22 protein-coding genes and 1 tRNA gene are annotated in these 22,552 nt (G+C 41.5%); 8 read left to right on the plus strand and 15 right to left on the minus strand.

All coding sequences use genetic code 11. The features are described 5' to 3' along the window. Positions 1 to 2 precede the first annotated feature (2 nt). Positions 3 to 88, plus strand: a tRNA-Leu gene (locus FTU03_RS03820). Between the two features lie 131 nt (positions 89 to 219). Here the strand turns inward: FTU03_RS03820 and FTU03_RS03825 are convergent. The 3 genes from FTU03_RS03825 to FTU03_RS03835 all read right to left on the minus strand — a co-directional run bounded on the left by FTU03_RS03825 (position 220) and on the right by FTU03_RS03835 (position 2,695). Continuing rightward, the gene (locus tag FTU03_RS03825; protein ID WP_179992100.1) at positions 220 to 1,125 is read right to left on the minus strand and encodes a YafY family protein; all 906 of its coding nucleotides are present in this window, start codon (positions 1,123 to 1,125) and stop codon (positions 220 to 222) included. Between the two features lie 139 nt (positions 1,126 to 1,264). Next, positions 1,265 to 1,465: a hypothetical protein gene (locus FTU03_RS03830; protein WP_179992101.1), complete on the minus strand. Its 201-nt coding sequence runs from the start codon at positions 1,463 to 1,465 to the stop codon at positions 1,265 to 1,267. Between the two features lie 237 nt (positions 1,466 to 1,702). Further along, positions 1,703 to 2,695, minus strand: a complete 993-nt coding sequence (locus tag FTU03_RS03835; protein WP_179992102.1) for an NAD(P)H-quinone oxidoreductase — start codon at positions 2,693 to 2,695, stop codon at positions 1,703 to 1,705. Between the two features lie 129 nt (positions 2,696 to 2,824). On the opposite strand from FTU03_RS03835, the gene FTU03_RS03840 reads away from it, so the two are divergent. Together FTU03_RS03840 and FTU03_RS03845 are read left to right on the plus strand one after the other, a co-directional pair. Further along, positions 2,825 to 3,265: an N-acetyltransferase gene (locus tag FTU03_RS03840; RefSeq protein WP_179992103.1), complete on the plus strand. Its 441-nt coding sequence runs from the start codon at positions 2,825 to 2,827 to the stop codon at positions 3,263 to 3,265. 24 nt (positions 3,266 to 3,289) lie between these two features. After that, positions 3,290 to 3,640: a co-chaperone YbbN gene (locus tag FTU03_RS03845; RefSeq protein ID WP_179992104.1), complete on the plus strand. Its 351-nt coding sequence runs from the start codon at positions 3,290 to 3,292 to the stop codon at positions 3,638 to 3,640. A 17-nt stretch (positions 3,641 to 3,657) separates the two neighbouring features. Here the strand turns inward: FTU03_RS03845 and FTU03_RS03850 are convergent, their stop codons facing one another. Genes FTU03_RS03850 through FTU03_RS03860 form a run of 3 tightly spaced genes read right to left on the minus strand, consistent with a single transcriptional unit; the run spans position 3,658 to position 4,773 of the window. Next, a complete protein-coding gene (locus tag FTU03_RS03850; protein WP_179992105.1) occupies positions 3,658 to 3,918 on the minus strand; it encodes a DUF2798 domain-containing protein in 261 nt (86 codons plus the stop codon). 18 nt (positions 3,919 to 3,936) lie between these two features. Continuing rightward, positions 3,937 to 4,248, minus strand: a complete 312-nt coding sequence (locus FTU03_RS03855) for a DUF3861 domain-containing protein (protein ID WP_179992106.1) — start codon at positions 4,246 to 4,248, stop codon at positions 3,937 to 3,939. A 9-nt stretch (positions 4,249 to 4,257) separates the two neighbouring features. Then, positions 4,258 to 4,773, minus strand: a complete 516-nt coding sequence (locus FTU03_RS03860) for a PadR family transcriptional regulator (RefSeq protein ID WP_179992107.1) — start codon at positions 4,771 to 4,773, stop codon at positions 4,258 to 4,260. A 162-nt stretch (positions 4,774 to 4,935) separates the two neighbouring features. Between FTU03_RS03860 and FTU03_RS03865 the strand changes: the two genes are divergently transcribed. Next, positions 4,936 to 5,550: a hypothetical protein gene (locus FTU03_RS03865; protein ID WP_179992108.1), complete on the plus strand. Its 615-nt coding sequence runs from the start codon at positions 4,936 to 4,938 to the stop codon at positions 5,548 to 5,550. A 21-nt stretch (positions 5,551 to 5,571) separates the two neighbouring features. Beyond that, positions 5,572 to 6,408 carry a hypothetical protein gene (locus tag FTU03_RS03870; RefSeq protein ID WP_004782954.1) on the plus strand — a complete coding sequence of 279 codons (837 nt, stop codon included), beginning with the start codon at positions 5,572 to 5,574 and terminating at the stop codon, positions 6,406 to 6,408. Between the two features lie 45 nt (positions 6,409 to 6,453). On the opposite strand, the gene FTU03_RS03875 is transcribed toward FTU03_RS03870, so the two are convergent. The 3 genes from FTU03_RS03875 to cysD all read right to left on the minus strand — a co-directional run bounded on the left by FTU03_RS03875 (position 6,454) and on the right by cysD (position 9,548). After that, entirely contained in the window at positions 6,454 to 6,720 is a 267-nt protein-coding gene (locus FTU03_RS03875) for a hypothetical protein (protein WP_179992109.1), read from the minus strand. A 146-nt stretch (positions 6,721 to 6,866) separates the two neighbouring features. Further along, positions 6,867 to 8,480: a sulfate adenylyltransferase subunit CysN gene (cysN, locus tag FTU03_RS03880; RefSeq protein ID WP_179992110.1), complete on the minus strand. Its 1,614-nt coding sequence runs from the start codon at positions 8,478 to 8,480 to the stop codon at positions 6,867 to 6,869. Between the two features lie 153 nt (positions 8,481 to 8,633). Beyond that, positions 8,634 to 9,548, minus strand: a complete 915-nt coding sequence (gene cysD / locus FTU03_RS03885; RefSeq protein WP_034170514.1) for a sulfate adenylyltransferase subunit CysD — start codon at positions 9,546 to 9,548, stop codon at positions 8,634 to 8,636. 317 nt (positions 9,549 to 9,865) lie between these two features. Here cysD and FTU03_RS03890 point away from each other — a divergent pair, with 317 nt between their 5' ends. The 3 genes from FTU03_RS03890 (at position 9,866) to FTU03_RS03900 (ending at position 13,083) form a co-directional block, all read left to right on the plus strand. After that, positions 9,866 to 10,408 carry a hypothetical protein gene (locus FTU03_RS03890; protein ID WP_034704963.1) on the plus strand — a complete coding sequence of 181 codons (543 nt, stop codon included), beginning with the start codon at positions 9,866 to 9,868 and terminating at the stop codon, positions 10,406 to 10,408. Positions 10,409 to 10,677: 269 nt separating this feature from the next. Beyond that, positions 10,678 to 11,313 carry a YqiJ family protein gene (locus FTU03_RS03895; protein WP_004782965.1) on the plus strand — a complete coding sequence of 212 codons (636 nt, stop codon included), beginning with the start codon at positions 10,678 to 10,680 and terminating at the stop codon, positions 11,311 to 11,313. Between the two features lie 51 nt (positions 11,314 to 11,364). Further along, entirely contained in the window at positions 11,365 to 13,083 is a 1,719-nt protein-coding gene (locus FTU03_RS03900; protein ID WP_179992111.1) for a flotillin family protein, read from the plus strand. Between the two features lie 101 nt (positions 13,084 to 13,184). On the opposite strand, the gene sucD is transcribed toward FTU03_RS03900, so the two are convergent. From sucD to FTU03_RS03930, 6 genes are all read right to left on the minus strand, one after another. After that, a complete protein-coding gene (sucD, locus tag FTU03_RS03905; protein WP_004782969.1) occupies positions 13,185 to 14,075 on the minus strand; it encodes a succinate--CoA ligase subunit alpha in 891 nt (296 codons plus the stop codon). Between the two features lie 11 nt (positions 14,076 to 14,086). After that, positions 14,087 to 15,253: an ADP-forming succinate--CoA ligase subunit beta gene (gene sucC / locus FTU03_RS03910; protein ID WP_004782971.1), complete on the minus strand. Its 1,167-nt coding sequence runs from the start codon at positions 15,251 to 15,253 to the stop codon at positions 14,087 to 14,089. 184 nt (positions 15,254 to 15,437) lie between these two features. Then, the gene (gene lpdA / locus FTU03_RS03915) at positions 15,438 to 16,868 is read right to left on the minus strand and encodes a dihydrolipoyl dehydrogenase (RefSeq protein ID WP_179992112.1); all 1,431 of its coding nucleotides are present in this window, start codon (positions 16,866 to 16,868) and stop codon (positions 15,438 to 15,440) included. A gap of 95 nt (positions 16,869 to 16,963) precedes the next feature. Next, the gene (gene odhB, locus FTU03_RS03920) at positions 16,964 to 18,178 is read right to left on the minus strand and encodes a 2-oxoglutarate dehydrogenase complex dihydrolipoyllysine-residue succinyltransferase (protein WP_179992113.1); all 1,215 of its coding nucleotides are present in this window, start codon (positions 18,176 to 18,178) and stop codon (positions 16,964 to 16,966) included. Positions 18,179 to 18,196: 18 nt separating this feature from the next. Further along, positions 18,197 to 21,019, minus strand: coding sequence for a 2-oxoglutarate dehydrogenase E1 component (locus FTU03_RS03925; RefSeq protein ID WP_005234618.1), 2,823 nt, complete (start codon positions 21,017 to 21,019; stop codon positions 18,197 to 18,199). Positions 21,020 to 21,841: 822 nt separating this feature from the next. Continuing rightward, on the minus strand, positions 21,842 to 22,552 hold the full coding sequence (locus tag FTU03_RS03930; protein ID WP_004782977.1) for a succinate dehydrogenase iron-sulfur subunit: 711 nt from the start codon (positions 22,550 to 22,552) through the stop codon (positions 21,842 to 21,844).

Here is a 22,552-nt window from a genome sequence, read left to right on the forward strand (position 1 = left end):
AAGCCCGAGTGGTGAAATCGGTAGACACAGGGGATTTAAAATCCCCCGCCCACAAAGCGTGCCAGTTCGAGTCTGGCCTCGGGCACCATTCTTCTACTACTGAAGATGGTGCAAATAAAGAACCCAGCTAAAGCTGGTTTTTTTATGCCTGTAATTTGCTAAATCTAATTCTCAATAGAATTCTATAAGCATTCGCCAACCTGCTCTGCTTTCAAAATATTATCCAGCAGAGCGTAAATAACCTTCCAGATCCTGTTCCAGTTTTTCCTGAAAATGAATCGGCTCAATGATCTTTACATACGGTAGCCAGTAACGTACCAGTGGCAATAACTGCATTTCATGACGAATCTGACAACTAATTAACAATTCTCCAGACTCTGATTCCTGTTCGATCTGCTGTTCCGGAAATAAACGGCGCTCTTTAAAAAATACCGTGACTTCAGGTTGCACCTTCATCAAAACCTGCTGTTTTTGCTGACCAAACCAGATGCTGTCTTCATCTGCCAGCATTTTCAGAACTTCAGGATCATGCTCAAAGCTTTCATTTTCAAAAACCAGTTTGACTTCCTGCAACTGACTTAAACGATAAGTTTTGAGTTCAGCTTCAGTGACACCAGCCAGATACCAGATGCCATGATGATGAATCAATCGGTATGGCTGGATGATCCGTGTTTGTTCGGAATATTGCAGCTCAATCTGCTGCCGTTTATAGATCGCCCCTGCAAGCAGCTTGAAATGCTCGGCAAACTGTTTGGCATCTTCAAAATAATAACCTTTTGCCGAAAATACCTGATTTGCCCGCTCATCCAGCAATTCACGAATAAAAGACATATCCAGTGCCGGATACAGCTCACTGATTCCGGACAACTGTGCAAAATTCTGGATATCCTGCAACTTGAAACGCCCTAAATATGAAGGCTCAAGATAATAGCGTTTGGTATTTTGATCCTGTATGAGCGGTAAATACGCATTCAGACGAACAAAATCACGTTCAATAGTACGGGTGCTGACCTGAAATTCTCGTGCCAGCTCCTGTACACTTAACTGATGCCCTATATTAAGTTTGGTTAAAATATTTGCCAAACGGTCTGCGAGGCGCTCATGCGTTGACGCATTGCCCTTCATAAATACCCTCTTCGTGCCGCTTGTGCAGCACAATGATTCATCTGCTTAGAATTTTTAAATTATGGGAAAATTATACAGCCAAATAAAAACGAGATTAGAGTTATTCACTTCAACTTAAGGCTAATAGGCAAGGTGTTTTTTAAGCTTTTTTACGACGTTTGTAGTGAGGTTTCGGTGCTGAGTGGCTCAGCCGTTCCATATAGCGTTCCAGATGCAACATGGCTTGATACAGCTTGTGTAGATCGGAACGAAGTAACTGATTACGGATAATCGCTTTATGCAAACGCTTCAATGCACGAAAGCCATGTTCATGCGTATAAGGGGTGGACACTATCTTCATAATATACTTCCTTTTAATACGTGACATTTCATCTAATACCAAACAATTTAGTCAGATTATATTTAAGCGCTAATTTACTCCTCAGTTTTGACAGGTTGTGTCGAACAATCGACACTTTTTACCGTTTTTTAAAATTTATATCCCTATTTCAAGCAATTAATTTAAATTAGTTATCGTTTTTTATGCAAAATAAAAGCCAACAAAAGTTGGCTTTTAGTATTTCTATCACAAGAATAATTAGATGATTTCCACCACAATCTTACCGATATGTTCACCCGTATCCATCGTTGCATGCGCATCCTGAATCTGGTCAAATTTGAAGGTTTTATAGATCATCGGTAAACATTCACCTTTTGCCCAGAGTGGTGCCACATGCTCTTTCAGGCCTTGGGCAATTTCAGCTTTCTCAGCCGTATTGCGTGCACGCATGGTAGAACCAGTAATGGTCAAACGTTTCATCATGATTTGACCCAATTTTACATCCTTAGCTTTAGCGCCGCCCAGGAATGCGATATACACCAAACGACCATCACGACGCAGCAGATTCAGATTTTTCTCTAGGTACGGCGCACCCACCATATCCAGAATCACATCTACACCGGCATTATCCGTAGCTTCATTGATAACCTGTTCAAAGTCTTGGGTCTTGTAATTGATTCCTGTCGTCAGATGTGAAATTGCCTGGATTTTTTCATCACTACCTACTGTCGCAAAGGTTTTGATGCCTAATGATTTGCACAGCATTAAGGCTGTGGTTCCAATCCCGCTAGTTCCGCCATGAATCAGTACAGTCTCTCCTGCCTTAGCCTTACCCATCTGGAACACATTTGCCCAAACAGTGAAAAAGGTTTCCGGAATCGCCGCAGCCTGTACAAAACTCACACCTTCAGGAATGTTTAAAGTCTGGCTTTCAGGCACGACGCAATATTCTGCATAACCACCGCCATTGGTCAGACCACAGACTTTGTCACCTACTTTAAACTGGCTTACTTCACTCCCGACTGCAACAACTTCACCGGCAACTTCCAGACCCGGTACAGGAGTCACGCCCTTAGGCATTGGATACAAGCCCTGACGCTGCAAGATATCCGGACGGTTAATCCCGAAAGCATGTACCTTAACCAGCACTTCGTCTGCTTTAGGTTCAGGGATGGCAACCGTTTCATAAGCGAGTTTCTCTACACCACCCGGTTCTGTAATGATGACTTGTTGCATGCTTTGTTGCGTCATGGATTCTTTCCCTAATATTCACGTTTCATATTTTTCGAACTTATTTGAACATAGAAATGCTATGGATTGAAGCAGCATGGACTTATGTATAATCAGCTGCCTATTTAGTAAATTGATATAAGACCACTGATGACAATAATTACAAAAGCGAAAACCGAGGATATCGACGCTATTCTTGAAATCTGGTTCCAGGCTTCTTTAAAGGCGCATGATTTTATTCCTGCTAGTTATTGGGAAAATCAGCTACTTCCAATGCGAGATGTATATTTACCCTTAGCAGAAAACTATGTCCTTAAAGAAAATCATACGGTACTTGGCTTTGTTTCATTATTAAAATCAGAAAATGTATTAGCTGCACTTTTCATTGATCCTGAGCAGCAAGGTGCTGGCTATGGTCGCCGTTTAGTTGACTTCTTAAAACAGCAATGTAATCAGCTGCATTTAAATGTCTATGCTGCAAATACATCAGCAGTTCATTTTTACCAAAAGCAGGGTTTTAAGATGATCAATCAAGGAATCGATGAGAATACCGGTCAGGCTGAACTCACTATGAGCTGGTTTAAATCTTAATTTTGAAATGATGAGAGCAAATTCATGTCAGCAGTCATCCCCTACAATGAAGATAATTACAGTGACTTCGAATGGTTTGAAGGCTTTGCTGTGATCCGTTTCTATGCTGACTGGTGCAAGCCCTGCGTACAGAATTTTTCAGTTTTTGAGGACCTGGCAACACAATATGCTGGGCATGATCCAGAAATTAAGTTCGGTAAAATCAATGTCGATCAATCACCGATTCTGACCTTACGCTATAACGTCTATGGCCTGCCTACTACTCTTATCTTTAAAAATGGGCAGATCATTCAACGCATTGCTGGTGTGAAAAGCCTGACTGAAATGAAATCTATTTTGTCTCAAGTTCTGAATAAGTCATCCGATTCCGACTGATTCGAATAAGCAATTTCTTATTTAGCAGATTGATCTGACATCTGCACAAACTGCATCAGAAATTTGCGTACCAGCGGCAATACAAGCAGAATCAGTGGAAATGCCACCAGCCATGACAGCCCCCAAGCATGTAACCATAGCGAGATAAACGCATCGCTCCAACCTTTATTCAGCAGCATATTAAAGCAGGAAATCGCACCGCTCATAATGCCGGAAAGGATTAAGGGCATTAACCAGTTCAGATGTTTTGAGTGAAATTTTGGGAGATTCTTTTTCATAAATGACCTTTAGAATACTTACTGTTCTTCACTTTGGGCTTTCACTGTCTGTTTTAAGGATTTCATAAACTGGGCAAATTGCGGCAGGAATTCCTTGAAGAGTGGCAACTCTTTATTTTCCAGCATGACTTCACTAAACAGTTTTAAGCCGATAACAAATGCTTTGGTACTTTCCTCATCTAGCAACTGACTGGCTTGAAGTTTTTCCAGTATTTTAAAGATGTCATCGTGATTACCCACCTGAAACTGTAGCGCTTCACTATAGGTTGATGGATTACCTTGAGCATCAGCCAGATGTTGAACAGTCACTTCATAGAGATGTTGTTTCATACCCTGCTCCTACAGTTGACGGATATTAATTGCAGCCTGTTCAATCTGGGCAGCAATATCACTGATCTGCTCTGGACGAAGTTCATTTTGCAGTTTGAATCGTAGTGAAGCTTTCAGGCTTTCCATTGAATTATGGATATCGATATAGCGCTCATCTTCTTGAATGCGGCGACGGGTTTCAAAACGGCTAAGAACTCTTTGTAGAGTTTCCTGATTATCTTTCAGATGCTCACGACCTTTATCAGTAATGTGATATTGCTTACGTTCATCCACACTCATGATCACTTGGGTATATTGCTGTTCTTCAAGATAGTTAATTGTTGGGCAGATCGTACCTGTACTCGGCTTATAGTTACCTCCAACCAGCGCAGCTACATCTTTAATAATGTCATAGCTAAACTTGGGCGCTTGAGCAATAAAATGCAGCACGAGCAGTTTCATTTCACCTGCTTCAAAGAGCCGTCTACGAGGTTTTGGAGAGTTTTTTCGCTCTTCTTTTAATGCAGAATCAGAAGTTCTAGACATACAAAAGATATATCTTAAATTTAATTAAGATACATCTTACCATGATTTACTATGATTTTATTCATTAATTAATACGACGATTTATGACGTAGTAATTTTACAAGTATAAGATTTTTAGAAAAATTCTCGTTATACTGCTAAAAAAATATTCTGGTGATTCAAATGATTGCCAAACTCTTATTAATTCTCAGTTCGCTTTTACTGTCAATTTTAATTTTTATGATCAGCCATGAAGATAGCTGGCTAAATTGGCTAAGTATATCTGTACCAATGACTATAGATTATGTATTAGAAAATCATCGAATTATTTGTTCACATCAGCTATATGAAAACAAAAATATATTATCGTTTATCACTTATGGCTTAATTTTTATAGCTTGTATAGGTATCGGTAAAATTTCAATTTCTTTAGGCAAAACAGGCGCTACAGATAGTATTTCAATCAATTCCATTAACATTATAGAACCAGCTAATGAATATTTTTTACCTATATATTTAAGCTATATTCTTGTAGCTATCAGCATAAGTACTCTAAAAGCTTTCTTAATTATTTTTTTAATGATAGCTACACTACTATTTTTCTCAAAAACTGCTTTTTTTAATCCTGTACTTTTAATCTTAGGTTACCGTTTCTATCATATTACCAATACCAAGGGATTGAAAATCTTACTGATTATAAAATATGATATTAAGAATAAAGATGATTTAAGAAACCAAGATAAAACTCATTCGATCAATGTAAAAAAGATCAATGAATATACTTACATTCAATTCTAAAAATGGGGTGTCAATATACCAATGGATATTTTGCTAGCAAAAGTTAGTAGATCTTTAAAAAAAGTTCTTTGTCAAAATGATATCGAAATCTTTCAAGATTTCAGAGAATTCAGTTTTTCTAGCATCATTGAATATTCTCCCACCTCTACTTTAGATGAGGATCAATGGTTCTATATTAATTTACCTTCTACTACAGAAATTAAGAATCCGATTGAAGTTTGTATAAACGCAAACAGCAATGATTGGGTTCAAATAGGGCCAAATGAATATGACAAAATACGGTATTTAGCCTTAATAGATAAAGTTACAGGGAGAACTTTTTATCAAAGAGTTCCTGAATCTTTATTAATAAAAAAACCTATACTTAATTTATGGGGACTAAATGATCAACCTAATATCACATTCAATCCAGTTATTCTTTTAAACACTATTCCTGATGCTGTTTTTGAAGAAAACACCGGAAGACTCTATTTCAAAGATCTTTCTAAGTTAACGAAAATTTTTCTAGGAATTGATCAATTATTTAAAGAAGCCACTGAGGTAGATGTAAGTAATTTTGTTAATTCTAATATTTTCTCAACTAATTCAGGGTTTGAAATAAAAAAAGTAACAGCTCCCGTACGCAAAAAAATTACCAATGTTTTAAACAGATTTGAAAGTTTCACTGCTGAACAAAAAATAGAGTTTATTGCGAATACTCAAAAATATTTAGGTCACATCCCCTTCCAAAATGGAAAATTCATTATTAGTGGAAATGAAGACGTTAGAGATTTAGCTGATGCTCTTGATCAGAGATTTCACGAAACTCCAATTACTAAAGAGCCGAGAAGAACTCAATCTTACCAAGTACTCTCATAAAGAACTGCTTTTGACAGTTCCTTTATGAGAAAAGCTTAAACAACCTCAATCTTTATACTCTCTTACCATCCGATCACTTACATCTTCCAGATAGCAAAGTGGTGCATATCCGCCAGCACGATTATAAGCACTTCGTTTACCGCAACGACTACCATTACGCGCTGTATTGTATGGACAAGGACAATTTCCCGGATAGCTTTCAATCGACTGTTGAATAATCTTCTGTTTAATTGCTTCTACACTTTGACTGCTCTGCTTGGCTTCAGCTCCAAAAGTTGCACACAAGCCAACCAGCAATAATAATTTTTTCATACATCACCCCACCTGCGGAGCATTGTATAAAGCTTCAACTAAATTGAAAGATCACATTTTAATAAATCGGATAATTTTCCACCAATCAAAATTCAGGCAATAAAAAACCCGCCTTACAGCGGGTTTTTCTTAAAATCAGTTCAGTCTTATAGACGAACCAATTCCACAATTTTCTCAGCCAGTTCTTCAACTGCATCGGCTGTGTAAGTCACATCTGTACCTTCTGCAAGGTCAGTAATCACCACCACACCAGTTTCACGTACAAGCGCAACCTGTTCAGCAGTCAGACCCGCTTTCGCAATCGCAACCACACCTTGTTGGATCAACAGGCTTTCAAGCGCTTGAGTATTTTCCAGTGCTTTTGCAGTTACTGTCACCGCAGCAGGTTTTTGTCCTAAACGTGCAGCACGTGCTTCAGCAGTTACAGGCTCGTTGTGGGCAGTCCATTCTACTGCAGCTTCAACCATACCCGCACCAACAGTCACGTTGCTTAGACGGTCGATGAAAATGAATGAACCTGTGTAACGGCTATCTTGATAACGGTCAAATACCACTGGCGCATCAAATTCGATGGTCACATCAGCAATTGCATTCAGATCCAGCTGCTCTACTTGTAGTTTTTCCAATGTATTGACATTGGTACGGTAGTTAATTTTCGCAACTTTTGCAGGAATCGTTTGAGTACCAAACTTCACATTATAAAGTTTACCAACCACCAGCGGCTGGTCGTTCATCCATACCACAGATGCGCGAGCAGAACGTGAAATCAGTGGTTGTTGGCCAGCTTTCACCAACACGTTACCACGTGAAATATCAATTTCATCATTTAGCGTTAAAGTAACAGCTTGACCAGCTACAGCATGATCCAGATTACCGTCAAAAGTGACAATTTCTTTCACTGTTGATTTCTTGCCAGATGGCAGCGCAACAATTTCATCACCAACTTTTACTTCACCCAGTGCGATCGTACCGCAGAAACCACGGAAGTCGAGGTTAGGACGGTTAACGTACTGAACTGGGAAACGGAATTCGTCTTTGCTGGTATTACGTGTAATTTCTACAGTTTCCAAAGTCTCCATTAAGGTCTGACCTTGGTACCACGGCGTATTTGGTGATTTGTTTACAACATTATCACCGTTCAATGCAGAAATTGGCGTGAATACAATATTTTCAGGTTTACGATCGCTCAGCTGATCCACGAACTTGTTGTACTCAGCCTGAATTTCATTGAAGCGTGCTTCAGAGAATTCAACCAAGTCCATTTTGTTCACTGCAACCACGATATTACGAATACCTAAAAGGCTCGCAATAAATGAGTGACGACGTGTTTGAGTCTGAACACCATAACGCGCATCGATCAGGATAATCGCAAGGTCGGCAGTAGAAGCACCAGTTGCCATGTTACGGGTGTACTGTTCGTGTCCCGGAGTATCGGCAATGATGAACTTACGTTTTTCAGTTGAAAAATAACGGTAAGCCACATCAATGGTAATACCCTGCTCACGTTCAGCTTGCAGACCATCAACTAGTAATGCCAAGTCAGGTGCATCGCCAGTGGTACCCACTTTTTTAGAGTCACGGGTAACGGCTTGCAGCTGATCTTCATAAATCAGTTTTGAATCATAAAGCAGACGGCCGATCAGGGTTGATTTACCATCATCCACGTTACCGCAAGTCAGGAAACGCAATAAGTCTTTATTTTCGTGCTGTTTCAAATAAGCCAAAATGTCTTGGCTAATAAGTTCTGATTGGTGAGACATCGCTCATAGCTCCACAAATACGTTGAAATCGGTTTCTTTTAATCCCTCTAAATCTCCCTTTGTTAAGGGAGACTTTTTTCTCCCCTCTTTGAAAAAGAGGGTGAGCAGCACTGCTGCGCAAGGAGATTCTTAGGAGGAGATTTCTTAAGATTCTTAGAAGTAACCTTCCTGCTTTTTCTTTTCCATCGAACCTGCTTCATCATGGTCGATCATACGGCCTTGACGTTCAGATGTGGTTGCTAAAAGCATTTCCTGGATAATTTCCGGTAAAGTTGTTGCAGTTGATTCAACCGCACCCGTTAATGGGTAACAACCTAAAGTACGGAAACGAACCGATTTCATTTGTGGCACTTCGCCTGGATTCAGGCGCATACGCTCATCATCAACCATGATCAGTGTACCATTACGCTCAACGACTGGACGTTCAGCAGCTAAGTACAATGGAACAAGTTTGATATTTTCTAGGTAGATATATTGCCAGATGTCCAGCTCAGTCCAGTTAGACAATGGAAATACACGAATACTTTCGCCTTTGTTCACTTTACCGTTATAAAGATTCCAAAGTTCTGGACGCTGGTTTTTCGGATCCCAACGGTGTTTAGAATCACGGAATGAATAAACACGTTCTTTGGCACGTGATTTTTCTTCGTCACGACGTGCACCACCGAAAGCAGCATCAAACTGATATTTATCCAGTGCCTGTTTCAGACCTTGGGTTTTCATAATGTCAGTATATTTAGAGCTACCATAGTCGAATGGGTTTACGCCCGCATCACGACCTTCTTTGTTCTGATGCACGATCAGATCAAAGCCATGTTCTTTGGCCATGTTATCACGGAACTTGATCATGTCTTTGAATTTCCAGCCGGTATCTACATGAAGTAGCGGGAATGGAAGTTTTGCAGGATAAAACGCTTTCAGTGCTAAATGCAGCATAACTGCTGAATCTTTACCGATTGAATAAAGCATAACCGGATTTTCAAACTCGGCAGCAACTTCGCGAATGATGTGAATACTCTCAGCTTCAAGCTGTTTAAGATGAGTAAGTCTTTCCTCATTTAATGACATGGACAACCTGCGTATTACACGTGTACTTATTACACTTTATAAAATTTATATTCATTATAGTGATTAACTTTTCATAACGATTGCTTGTTTTGTGATATTCATATATTAAAACGTCATATAAAAATTCACTAATATCAACTATCAGTTTTTATGAATCTGATAGCTTAGCTAAATAAAGACAATTGATTGTTTAGTCAAAGCACTCTGGAAGATTACTTTTAGCAATGAAATGATATATTAATCATCTAAACGGACAGTTCACATCGTGGTGAAAAAAAATTAGAGTAGGATTAGTTCTTCCAATTTATAAACTATGTATGCCTTATAACGAATTTGATTTAGATACTTTAAAATCCCGTCTGGAACAGGCAAAACTTGCCGGTTTTATTTACCAGCACCAGCAACATATTTTGGTTCTTCAGGAACCCTATACTGAAGATGGCAGTCCTTTAAACATTTATATCCAGCATGAATTGACCGCGGATCAGATTGGCATGCAGTTTGGCCTGCGTAAGCTGAACGGTCAATGGGAATACCTGCTCGGTATGACTTATAGCAACCAGCAGGCAGGTTACGAAATAGGTGCCGGCAATCTGAGAAGTGATCAAAAAGCTTTCAATCTGCTTTATGCTTTCTATAACTATCCTAAAGCCTTTTTCTTGGTGGCCCTTCCTTTGTCTGCAAATACTCAGGCATTGGAACAGGCTCTCGACGAACAACTATTTAATCAGCCTGAACTTAAATTTCTGGAGACTGCAGTAAAAACCAATCCAATGGGCGAACAGGTGCAATGGATGAAGAACTATATCCTGCAACAAGCCCTAGAAATGAAAGTCCGTATCCAGACCGCCATCCTTTAATTCTTTTATACATCTACCTAGGGACAGAAAAGCAAATGTACACAATTGCTTTTCTATTCTTGAGATAAAACCTCAGATTCGCCCACCTATAAAATAGTCGACATTTATTTGCAGCTAAGAAAAGCTCATCACATATTGTTAAATTTTGGATTTTATCAAGCTATCCCGATTGGGATTTTTGTTGTTTTTTGCTTACAATTTTATTAATAACTGTTATCTTTAACAGGGTCATAAAATTTCTATAAAACCATAATTAGAGACAGAAACTCATGTGGGAACTGTTCATTCATCCTTCCAACATTGTATTTAGTATCAGTTTAAGCCTGATGCTGATGTTTGCTGCCTTGGAATGTGTCTTGCTGATGCTGGGAGGTGGTTCCCAGAATATGTTCGAACAATTTCTGCCTGAAGAACCGCTTCATCCGGAAGTAGGTATTGATCAGCAGACCGGCCTGTTCAATAAAGTATTCGACTGGCTTTATCTGGGTCGCCTGCCTCTCTTTATCTGGCTCATTATTTTCCTGACCAGTTATGGTCTGAGCGGTTTATTGATCCAAGGCCTGTTCGAACGATTTACCAGTCAGCTTTTAAATGCATGGATTATTTCCCCTGCCTGTTTATTTTTATGCATGCCGATTGTACGTGGGCTGTCCGTGCTTGCTGCCAAAATTCTGCCTCAGGATGAAACCATCGCGATCTATAGCGATGAACTGATCGGACGAACCGCCACGATTATTCTGGGAGATGCCAAAGCTAACTCCCCTGCTCAGGCCAAAGTTCAGGATCAGCATGGTAAGACCCATTATGTGCTGGTCGAACCTGAACGCAATGAAATATTTAATCAAGGTCAGACCGTGGTTTTGACTCAAAAAACTAAAAATGGCTTTCAGGCTATTGAACTTTAATTAAACCAATTTCCTATAAAAATCAAGCTTGCCCAAAGAGACTTTATAACAATGCTAAATTTTGATTTATATAATGTTTTGATTATTGCGGGGATTATATTCGTTGGCCTAGTCACCTTCGGATTAATCATTGCGCGTTTATACCGTCGTTCCAGTAAAGAGATTTCCTTTGTACGTACCGGTTGGGGTGGTGAAAAAGTGATTTTAGGCGGCGGGGCTTTGGTGCTACCGGTGCTACATGAAATCATTCCAGTCAATATGAATACCTTGCGTCTGGAAGTCCGTCGTGCCGATGATCAGGCGCTGATTACCCGTGATCGCATGCGTGTCGATGTCATGGCTGAATTCTATGTACGTGTGAAACCAACGGCTGATTCGATTGCTACGGCAGCACAAACTCTTGGTCAAAAGACCATGTCGCCAAATGAATTAAAGAATCTGGTTGAAGGGAAATTTGTCGACTCTTTACGCGCCGTTGCCGCTGAAATGGCCATGGAAGAATTACATGAAAAACGGGTCGACTTCGTACAAAAAGTACAGCAAGTGGTATCTGAAGATCTGCACAAAAATGGTCTGGAACTGGAAACTGTTTCTTTAACTGGCTTAGATCAAACTGGCTTTAAATATTTCAATCCACAAAATGCTTTCGATGCTGAAGGTTTGACCAAACTCACTGAAACGATTGAAGATCGTCGCCGTAAGCGTAATCATATTGAACAGGATACAGATCTGGCCATTAAAGCCAAAAATCTGGAAGCCGAGCAAGCACGTCTACAAATTATCCGTGAAGAAGAATATGCCAAGCTGCAACAGGAACGTGAAATTTCGATTCGCCGCGCTGAACAGTTAGCTGAAATTGCAGCTCAGGAAGCTGCAAAAAAACGTGAAGCGGAAGAAGCTCGTATTGCTGCTGAACGTGAAGTAGAACTGAAACGCATTTTGGCGGCTCGTGATGTTGAAAATGAAAACATTCAGAAAGCCCAGCTTATTCAAAAAGCCCAAGTTGAACAGAAGAAAACGATTGAACTGGCTGAACAGGATCGTGCAATTGCGATTGCAGAAAAATCACGTGCTGAATCTGAAGCCAAAGCTTTAGCTGATCAGGCACGTGCTCAAGCGGTTAAAGCGGAAGAAGAAGTCGTCACTGTCCGCCAGATCCAGCAAGCAGAACGTCAAAAAGCGGTTGAACTGGTTGCAGCGAAAGAACAGGCTGAGAAAGATGCAATTGCCATTACCGTTGCAGCAGAAGCTGGCAAACAGGCAGCAGCTGATGATGCAGAAGCGGTTCGTATTGCCGCTGAAGCCGAAGCTGAAAAAGTTCGCCTGAAAGCTAAAGGTGAAGCGGATGCAAAAGTCTTACTTGCTCAAGCGATGGAGAAACAGTATCAAGTCGATGCTGAAGGTACTCGCGCAGTGAATGAAGCAAATAATGTACTGTCATCTGAACAGGTGGAAATGCAAATCCGGCTAGCCATGCTGAAATACTTACCTGAAATCATTCGTGAAAGTGTTAAGCCGATGGAAAACATTGATGACATCAAGATTCTGCAAGTGAATGGTTTACATGGCACACATGCGGGCTCTTGTCAGGCAGATGCCCATCATGAAGGTAGCAATGTTGCCCTCTCCGATCAGGTGGTGAATAGTGCTTTGCGTTATCGTAGCCAGGCACCTTTGATTGATAGCCTGATGAATGAATTAGGCATTCAGGGTGGTGACATCAATGGGATGACTCAAAGCCTGAAAGCTAAAGCTGGTATAGATAACTAAATACTCAATTTTCGAATTATCATTTAGTTAGACTTTAATCTCCTTTTGCAGCAATTATAAAAAAGCCCTCAATATTGAGGGCTTTTTATCAGCTTAATAAATTAAGCCAAACCTTTTTCTTTCAAAACCTCAAGCATGGTTGAACCCAACTCTGCAGGACTACGTGTATACGCCATTCCCGCGCGTTCAAAAGCTGCAAACTTCTCTTCAGCAGTTCCTTTACCGCCAGAAATGATGGCACCTGCGTGACCCATACGCTTACCTTTCGGCGCTGTTACACCAGCGATATAACCTACCACCGGCTTGGTCACATGCGACTGGATATACTCAGCTGCTTCTTCTTCCGCAGTACCGCCAATTTCACCAATCATGATAATGGCTTCAGTTTGCGGGTCTTCCTGGAACAGTTTCAAGCAATCAATCTGGTTCATGCCTGGAATCGGATCACCACCGATTCCGATACAGGTTGACTGTCCAAGACCTAATTTAGTGGTTTGTGCAACCGCTTCATAAGTCAAAGTACCTGAACGTGAGATAATGCCGATCTTACCTGGCTGATGAATATGACCCGGCATAATCCCGATCTTACACTCGCCTGGCGTAATGATACCCGGACAGTTTGGACCGATCAGACGCGTACCATTACCATTGGTTTCCAGATAACGTTTAGCTTTTAGCATATCCAGTGTTGGTACGCCTTCAGTAATCACAACAATCAGCTCAATACCTGAGTCAACAGCTTCTACAATAGAATCGAGGACAAAAGGTGCAGGCACATAAATCACAGAAGCATCAGCTTGAGTTTCTTGCACCGCTTCACGCATAGTATTAAATACTGGCAGATCCAGATGTGATTGACCACCTTTACCCGGTGTTACTCCACCAACAACTTTAGTGCCGTAGGCAATAGCCTGTTCAGAGTGGAATGTACCGTTCTTGCCTGTAAAGCCTTGGACTAAAACTTTGGTGTCTTTATTAATTAATACGCTCATTGTGATACTCCTTAAGCTTTTACTGCAGCAACAATTTTTTCTGCAGCATCGGCCAAGCCATTTGCAGAAATCAATTTCAAACCAGATTCATCCAGTAACTTGGCACCAAGCTCTGCATTGTTCCCTTCAAGACGAACGACTACAGGTACAGTGACATTTACCTCCTGAACCGCTGCAATAATTGCCTCAGCAATCATGTCACAACGTACAATTCCACCAAAAATATTAATCAAGACACCTTGTACAGAAGAATCTGCCAAGATAATTTTAAATGCTTCGATGACACGCTCTTTGGTTGCACCACCACCTACATCCAGGAAGTTAGCTGGTTGACCACCATAAAGCTTGATAATGTCCATAGTTGCCATCGCAAGACCGGCACCATTGACCATACAACCAATATTGCCCTCTAAAGCAACGTAGTTCAGGTCAAATTCAGATGCTTTCAGTTCACGCTCATTTTCTTGTGATTTATCACGTAAAGCAGCAACTTCAGGCAGGCGGTACAGTGCATTCGAATCAATACCGACTTTGGCATCGACACAGAGAATGTCACCATTTTCACGTACAGAGAGTGGGTTAATTTCAAATAAAGCAAAATCATTTTCAACAAAAGCTTGATAAGCAGCTGTCATGACTTTAACAAATTGATTGATCTGGCTATCTTTTAACTTAAGTGCAAATGCCACTTCACGTGCTTGGAATGGCAATAAACCCACCAAAGGATCAACTTCTACTTTAATGATTTTTTCAGGATTTTCTTCTGCAACTTTTTCAATTTCGACACCGCCTTCTGTGGATGCCATAAAGGTAATACGACGGCTAGAACGGTCAACCACCGCACCCAAATACAATTCACGCTCAACCGGATACACATCTTCAGACACCAGAATGCTATTGACTGGCTGACCGTTTGCATCGGTTTGATAGGTCACTAAACGTGAACCAATAATCTGATTGGCATATTCAGCTGCTTCTTCAGCCGACTTTACCACTTTTACCCCACCCGCTTTGCCTCGACCACCTGCGTGAACCTGCGCTTTTAATACCGCAAACTTCCCACCAAGCTGCTCAAAAGCATGTACTGTTTCCTCAGCATTGGTAGCAAGAATACCTTCTTGTACAGGCATCCCATATTTTTTTAATAACGCTTTTGCTTGATACTCATGTAAATTCATTGATTAACCTTTTACTACTTATTTGACTTTGTTATTACACGTATTCCCAATATTTCTTGGTTCACATCAATCAATATTGGTATTTTTGGATCTTAAATTTTACTTATCTTTATTTTTAGATGATTATTCATTCAAAAACAACCACCAAATGTAAAAAGAGCGGCCGGAGCCGCTCTTCGAAGAATTACTTACGCTTACGTTGGATCGCGTGAATCGCACGACCATCAACTGCAAGAGCAGCTTCATGTACGACTTCAGAGAACGTTGGGTGACCGAAAGTCATCAACTGTAGGTCCTCTACTGAAGAAACAAATTCAAGAGCGATCATACCTTGGTGTACGATATCAGACGCAGCAGGTCCAATCACGTGCATACCCAGTAGACGGTCAGTTTTTGCATCAGCAACAAACTTCACGAAACCAGCATTTTCGCCCGCAGCCATTGCACGACCATTCGCAGCGAAACCGAATTGACCCGTTTTAACTTCGTGGCCTTTTTCTTTCGCCTGCTCTTCTGTTAAACCTACCCACGCCGCTTCTGGGTGTGTGTAAATTACAGAAATGATCGTATCGTAGTTGACTTGTGCAGCATGACCGTGAATACGTTCAACTGCCATTACACCTTCTTCCATTGCTTTATGGGCAAGCATTGGACCACGTACCAAGTCACCAATTGCGTATACGCCTTCAACAGAAGTTGCACACCAATCGTTTACTTCAACCAGACCACGTTCAGTGAGTTTAATGCCTGAATCTTCAGCCAATAGGCCTTCAGCATAAGCACGACGACCAACACAAACGATCAACTTGTCGAAAGTTTGAGTTTTGTCTTCACCACCTTGAGTGTACTGAACAGTAACTTCACGACCGTTCACTTCAGTACCAGATACTTTCGCACCAACGCGGATATCCAGACCTTGTTTAGTCAATACTTTTTGGTAGTCTTTCGCCAATGCCTTATCAGCCATTGGTAAGAATGCGTCCATTGCTTCAAATACAACAACTTCAGCACCAAGACGACGCCATACTGAACCAAGTTCAAGACCGATGACACCTGCACCGATGACACCAAGACGTTTAGGTACTTCCTGGAATTCAAGCGCGCCAGTAGAGTCAACAATGATGTCTTGATCTACAGGAGCAACAGGAATATTTACAGGTACAGAACCAGTCGCAAGAATCACGTATTTAGGTTCTAAAACTTGAGTTTCGCCTTCGTGTGAAACGAACTCAACTTTTTTACCAGCAAGCAATTTACCAGTACCTTTTAACCATTCAACGCCATTACCTTTCAGCAGGCCGTCGATACCCATGGTCAATTGGTTTACGATTTTGTCTTTACGTGCAAGAAGTTTTGCAAGATCAAACTTCACTTCACCAGTCGTAATACCGTGATCATCTAAGTGATGAACAGTATCTTCATAACGGTGAGAAGAATCTAGAAGTGCTTTAGAAGGGATACAACCCACGTTTAGGCAAGTACCGCCTAAAGATGGTTTACCTTTATGAATACGTTTTTCGATACAAGCAACTTTGAAACCAAGTTGCGCAGCACGAATTGCAGCTTCGTAGCCACCTGGGCCACCACCAATTACAACTAAATCGAATTGAGACATTTTTATCTCCAAAGAATCCCCCTACATCCCCCTTTAACACAGGGGGACAGCCCCTCTTTAGAAAGAGGGGTTTGGGGAGATTTTAAATGTATAAATTATAGGTCAAGGATCAGACGAGCTGGTTCTTCTAACAATTCTTTGATTGTTACCAGGAAGCCAACTGCTTCTTTACCATCGATTAAACGGTGGTCATAAGAAAGCGCTAAGTACATCATTGGTAAGATTTCTACTTGACCATTCACTGCCATAGGACGTTCTTGGATTTTGTGCATACCCAGAATCGCAGTTTGTGGTGTGTTTAGAATTGGCGTTGAAAGTAATGAACCGAAAGTACCACCGTTGGTAATTGTGAAAGTACCACCAGTCATGTCTTCAATCGCAAGTTTACCTTCACGCGCTTTACCAGCGTATGCACGGATACCGTTTTCAACTTCAGCATAGTTCATGCGGTCTGTATCACGAAGAACAGGAACCACCAGACCACGGTCAGAAGAAACCGCTACACCGATGTCATAGTAACCATGGTAAACGATATCGTCGCCATCGATAGACGCATTCACTGCTGGATAGCGTTTCAGCGCTTCAGTCGCCGCTTTAACAAAGAATGACATGAAGCCTAGACGCGCACCATGACGTTTTTCAAACGCCTCTTTGTACTGGTTACGCATTTCCATGATCGGTTTCATGTTTACTTCGTTGAACGTCGTCAACATTGCTGTTTCTTGAGTTGCAGCAAGTAGACGTTCAGCAACACGTTTACGCAGACGAGTCATTGGAACGCGTTTTTCGATACGTTCACCGACTGCAACGCTAAGCGGTGCAGCAGCAGGCGCTGCAGGTTTAGATTGATGGTTCGCAACATCTTCTTTAGTGATGCGACCGCCACGGCCTGTACCGGATACGTCAGCAGCATTAATTCCAGATTCAGTCAATGCTTTACGTACTGCTGGAGCCTGGTCTTGAACCTGGCTACGCTCAACGATTGGTGAATTGCCCGCTTCAGTTTGTGCAGCTGCTTGTTCAACTTTCTCTTCAGATTGAACTGCTTGAGTTTGGCTCGCGCCAGATACTGCACCTTCTTCGAATTGAGCAATCACTTCAGCAGAAAGCACTGTATCGCCTTCATTTTTAACGATTGATGCAATTGTACCGTCTGCAGGAGCAACAACTTCTAAAACAACTTTATCAGTTTCAATATCACAGATCACTTCATCACGTGATACTGCTTCACCTGGTTGTTTGTGCCAAGTTGCGATCGTACCGTCCGCAACTGACTCTGGAAATACCGGTGCTTTAATTTCGGTTGCCATTATTTAGAATCTCCTGGATTATTCAGCATCGATCGCTAGAGCGTCGTTAACGAGCTGAGCTTGTTGTTTTGCATGCAAGTATGGTGAACCACACGCCGGTGCAGCTGAAGCTTCACGGCCTGCGTAACTAATACGGATTTGTTTGCCCGCTTTCATCACATCGTCATATAAACGAGGCGCGATGAACAACCAAGCACCTTGGTTTTTCGGCTCTTCTTGTGCCCAAACTAGTTCTTTCACGTTTGGATACTGAGCAAGAACTTCTGCAAGACGTGCTTCTGGGTACGGATACAATTGTTCAATACGTACAATTGCAGTGTTGTTCAATTCTTTTTCACGACGTTTTTCAACCAGATCGTAGTAAACCTTACCACCACACAGTACCAGACGGGTTACGTCTGCTTTGTTGATGTTATCTACTTCGTCGATCACAGTCTGGAATGTACCGTTAGCCAGTTCTTCCAGATTAGACACCGCTAATTTGTGACGAAGCAATGATTTAGGTGACATAATGATCATTGGCTTACGGATCGGGCGGATTGCCTGACGACGTAACGCGTGGAAGATCTGTGCAGGTGTAGTTGGAGTCATTACTTGCATGTTGTCTTCAGCACATAGTTGCAAGAAACGTTCCAGACGTGCAGATGAGTGCTCAGGACCTTGACCTTCAAAACCGTGTGGCAGAAGCATAGTCAGACCACATACACGTTCCCATTTGGTTTCACCAGATGAGATGAACTGGTCGATCACCACCTGTGCACAGTTTGCAAAGTCACCAAACTGAGCTTCCCAAATGATCAGGCTCTTAGGAAGAGTAGTCGCATAACCGTATTCAAATGCCAGTACTGCCATTTCAGACAATAAAGAGTCATAGATCGCAACACGCGGTTGGTTTTCTTTGATATGGCAAAGTGGAATATAAGTTGAGCCATCTACCTGGTTATGCAGTTTTGCATGACGGTGTGAGAATGTACCACGACCCACGTCTTCACCAGTTAAACGAACCAGATAACCATCATCTAGCAGTGATGCATAGGCTAGAGTTTCAGCAGCACCCCAGTTCAGCGGCATTTCACCAGTTTGCATTTTCAGACGGTCGTCAATCACTTTAGATACCTGACGCTGCATCACGAAGCCTTCTGGAAGCTCACGCATTTTGCGGCCAAGCTCTTTAAGACGTTCTAGATCACAAGTAGTATCCCACTCATCTGTGTATTCATGACCCAGGTACGGTGTCCAGTCTACGAACATTTTTTTGTTCGGCTCTAGAACCAATGCATTGGCAACATGTTTACCTGCTTCAAGATCAGAACGGTATTGTTCAACCATTTGATCTGCAGTTGCGCGATCAAGCACACCTTCTTGAACCAGTTTGTCAGCATAAAGCGTACGAGTGGTCGCTTTTTTGTTGATCACTTGGTACATCATTGGCTGAGTTGCCGCTGGTTCGTCCGCTTCATTATGACCACGACGACGGTAACAGAACATATCAATCACAACGTCTTTACGGAAAGTATGACGGAAGTCATGTGCAAGCTGAGCAACAAACAACACAGCTTCAGGATCGTCACCATTTACATGGAAGATCGGTGCCTGAATCATTTTCGCGATGTCAGTACAGTATTCTGTAGAACGTGCATCACGTGGATCAGATGTGGTGAAACCAACCTGGTTGTTCACTACGATATGAACTGTACCACCTACTGTGTAACCACGAGTCTGTGACATCTGGAAAGTTTCTTGGTTTACGCCCTGACCTGCAAATGCAGCATCACCGTGAACAATCACTGGTAACACGTCATCACCGCCAATGTCTTTACGACGTACTTGACGTGCACGTACAGAACCTTCAACTACAGGTCCAACGATTTCAAGGTGAGATGGGTTAAACGCCAATGCCAAGTGAACTTCACCACCTGGAGTCATTACGTTAGAAGAGAAACCTTGGTGATACTTAACGTCACCAGAACCTTTCTTGTGTAGTGATTTGCCTTCGAACTCACCAAACAGGTCAGCCGGGTTTTTACCCATGATGTTAACCAGAAGGTTCAGACGACCACGGTGTGGCATACCGATCACCACTTCTTTACAGCCTACAGAACCGGCACGCTGGATCAATTCATTCACCATAGGAATGAAAGACTCACCACCTTCAACACCAAAACGTTTTGCACCTACGAATTTATTACCGAGGTATTTTTCCAGACCTTCAGCCGCAGTTAAACGTTCAAGAACATGTTTTTTCTGATCAGCACTCAGGCCATATTGACCACGTGCGCTTTCAAGACGTTGCTGGATCCAGCGTTTTTCTTTGGTATCCACGATGTGCATGTATTCAGCACCGATAGAGCTACAGTAAGTCGCTTCCATCGCTTGGACCATTTCGCCCAAAGTCGCTGCTTCCTTACCAATCGCAAGGTTACCGGTATTGAATATAGTGTCTAGATCAGACTGAGTTAAACCGTGCGCAGAAAGATCAAGATCTGGCACAACTTCACGCTTAGCCAGACCTAATGGATCCAATTTTGCTTTTTGGTGGCCACGGTTACGGTACGCAGCAATCAGCTGTAAAACGCCAATTTGACGACGTTCATGCTCTGAACTTACTGTCGATTGGATAACAGGCTGAATACGGCTTGAATTGCGACCTAAAAGTAGGAATTGCTCACGTACATTGCTGTGTGGTTGATCACCTTTTGGGAATTTATCGAAGTACGCTCTCCAGTCAGCACCCACTGAGTCTGGAGCAGTGAGGTACTGCTCATAAAGTTCTTCAATATACGCTGCACTATCAGCGGAAAGTTCAGTGTCAAGACGCAGAGCGTCAGCAACTTCTTGCATTTGTGGACCCATTTCCTATTGCAAAAACATTTTCAGGATGCTTTTTAAGCAAAACCCAGGATTAGTAATGTCAAATTGATAATTCAACATTAGTCCCCCATAAGGCATAAGCCATGAGGCGTTATCACCACACCAAGAAAATTCTTGATATGTTTAATGAACAATAACGCCCCTCAGCGGCATCATCACTCATTGAATACCCGATCGTGACCGAGCAATTTTTTGCAAATCGACTTAGAAAAAACAAAGATTTAAACTATATTTTTTCTAAAGCGACTTTGACTTACATTTATATACCAGTCTCAACTTCTTTCGTGTTTAAAAAATGTACATCGGCCCACACATTTTTTAAATATAGTCTTGTGCTAAATGCTATCACGATCTCGACTAATCAATTGATTTTTTTGACGAGGAACGCATGTTTTTTAGTCAAATACTTCCGTCAGAAATTACTCTAACATAGGGAGCTTTAAATGAAAAACACATTCAGCGTAGACCAAAGTCCTACATCTTTTTGATAAACAAAAAGAGAGTAAATCTTCCAATCCACTCCCTTTGCAACTTTGCGTTATATAATAACATTATTGAAAACCTTTTTCAGTCCACAATTACATCTAAAAATCACAAATACCTCAAACAACATCATAATAGTGCATAAATCCGACCAAAATGTTCTGCAATGATTCATCACCCGATTTGATCATATGAGATACAGCACCAATAACAGCAGTTTTCACGACCACTGTTCGTTTATGGAGCCCTATAAAGCAAAAAGCACACCAAGTGGTGTGCTTTTTGAAAAACTGTTTATTGCAGTCTAAATTAGCCAGCCATATCTAGAAGCATGTTACGGATGTGACCGATTGCTTTAGTAGGGTTCAAGCCTTTAGGACATACAGATACACAGTTCATGATACCTTTACAACGGAACAGAGAGAACGGATCGTCAAGACGAGCCAGACGCTCTTGAGTACCTGTATCACGCGAATCGATGATGAAACGGTATGCATTCAATAATGCTGAAGGACCCAAGAACTTGTCTGGGTTCCACCAGAATGATGGGCATGAAGTTGAACAACATGCACAAAGAATACATTCATACAGACCATTCAAGTGTTCACGTTCTTCAGGAGACTGCAGACGCTCTTTAGGAGGTGCAGGCTGGTTGTTGATCAAGAACGGATGAATCTTGTTGTACTGGTCGTAGAACTGGTTCATGTCAACTACAAGGTCTTTGATTACTGGAAGACCAGGTAGTGGACGAATCGTGATTTCATTTGGTAAATCGTTCAGGTTCCAAAGACACGCCAAACCGTTTTTACCATTAATGTTCACACCATCAGAACCACAGATCCCTTCACGGCATGAACGACGGAATGTCAAAGATTCGTCCTGTACTTTTAATGCAAGAAGCGCATCAAGCAACATACGGTGCTTATCAGTCAGTTCAAGCTTAAAAGTTTGCATATACGGTGCTTTATCCTTATCAGGATCGTAGCGGTAGATATGAAATGTACGAGTACCTCTACTCAT

The sequence above is a fragment of the Acinetobacter sp. YH12046 genome, assembly GCF_013419905.1.
Classification (GTDB): Bacteria; Pseudomonadota; Gammaproteobacteria; order Pseudomonadales; family Moraxellaceae; genus Acinetobacter.

Excerpts from the sequence above, each read along its gene's own strand:
- FTU03_RS03845 (WP_179992104.1), top strand. The coding sequence starts at position 3,290 with ATGTCAGCAGTCATCCCCTACAATGAAGATAATTACAGTGACTTCGAA.
- lpdA (WP_179992112.1), bottom strand. The coding sequence starts at position 16,868 with ATGTCTCAATTCGATTTAGTTGTAATTGGTGGTGGCCCAGGTGGCTAC.
- FTU03_RS03850 (WP_179992105.1), bottom strand. The coding sequence starts at position 3,918 with ATGAAAAAGAATCTCCCAAAATTTCACTCAAAACATCTGAACTGGTTA.
- FTU03_RS03865 (WP_179992108.1), top strand. The coding sequence starts at position 4,936 with ATGATTGCCAAACTCTTATTAATTCTCAGTTCGCTTTTACTGTCAATT.
- FTU03_RS03830 (WP_179992101.1), bottom strand. The coding sequence starts at position 1,465 with ATGAAGATAGTGTCCACCCCTTATACGCATGAACATGGCTTTCGTGCA.
- cysD (WP_034170514.1), bottom strand. The coding sequence starts at position 9,548 with ATGTCATTAAATGAGGAAAGACTTACTCATCTTAAACAGCTTGAAGCT.
- FTU03_RS03930 (WP_004782977.1), bottom strand. The coding sequence starts at position 22,552 with ATGAGTAGAGGTACTCGTACATTTCATATCTACCGCTACGATCCTGAT.
- FTU03_RS03890 (WP_034704963.1), top strand. The coding sequence starts at position 9,866 with ATGCCTTATAACGAATTTGATTTAGATACTTTAAAATCCCGTCTGGAA.
- FTU03_RS03860 (WP_179992107.1), bottom strand. The coding sequence starts at position 4,773 with ATGTCTAGAACTTCTGATTCTGCATTAAAAGAAGAGCGAAAAAACTCT.
- FTU03_RS03895 (WP_004782965.1), top strand. The coding sequence starts at position 10,678 with ATGTGGGAACTGTTCATTCATCCTTCCAACATTGTATTTAGTATCAGT.
- cysN (WP_179992110.1), bottom strand. The coding sequence starts at position 8,480 with ATGTCTCACCAATCAGAACTTATTAGCCAAGACATTTTGGCTTATTTG.
- FTU03_RS03900 (WP_179992111.1), top strand. The coding sequence starts at position 11,365 with ATGCTAAATTTTGATTTATATAATGTTTTGATTATTGCGGGGATTATA.
- FTU03_RS03840 (WP_179992103.1), top strand. The coding sequence starts at position 2,825 with ATGACAATAATTACAAAAGCGAAAACCGAGGATATCGACGCTATTCTT.
- FTU03_RS03875 (WP_179992109.1), bottom strand. The coding sequence starts at position 6,720 with ATGAAAAAATTATTATTGCTGGTTGGCTTGTGTGCAACTTTTGGAGCT.
- FTU03_RS03835 (WP_179992102.1), bottom strand. The coding sequence starts at position 2,695 with ATGACGCAACAAAGCATGCAACAAGTCATCATTACAGAACCGGGTGGT.
- FTU03_RS03925 (WP_005234618.1), bottom strand. The coding sequence starts at position 21,019 with ATGCAAGAAGTTGCTGACGCTCTGCGTCTTGACACTGAACTTTCCGCT.
- sucC (WP_004782971.1), bottom strand. The coding sequence starts at position 15,253 with ATGAATTTACATGAGTATCAAGCAAAAGCGTTATTAAAAAAATATGGG.
- FTU03_RS03870 (WP_004782954.1), top strand. The coding sequence starts at position 5,572 with ATGGATATTTTGCTAGCAAAAGTTAGTAGATCTTTAAAAAAAGTTCTT.
- FTU03_RS03855 (WP_179992106.1), bottom strand. The coding sequence starts at position 4,248 with ATGAAACAACATCTCTATGAAGTGACTGTTCAACATCTGGCTGATGCT.
- sucD (WP_004782969.1), bottom strand. The coding sequence starts at position 14,075 with ATGAGCGTATTAATTAATAAAGACACCAAAGTTTTAGTCCAAGGCTTT.
- odhB (WP_179992113.1), bottom strand. The coding sequence starts at position 18,178 with ATGGCAACCGAAATTAAAGCACCGGTATTTCCAGAGTCAGTTGCGGAC.
- FTU03_RS03825 (WP_179992100.1), bottom strand. The coding sequence starts at position 1,125 with ATGAAGGGCAATGCGTCAACGCATGAGCGCCTCGCAGACCGTTTGGCA.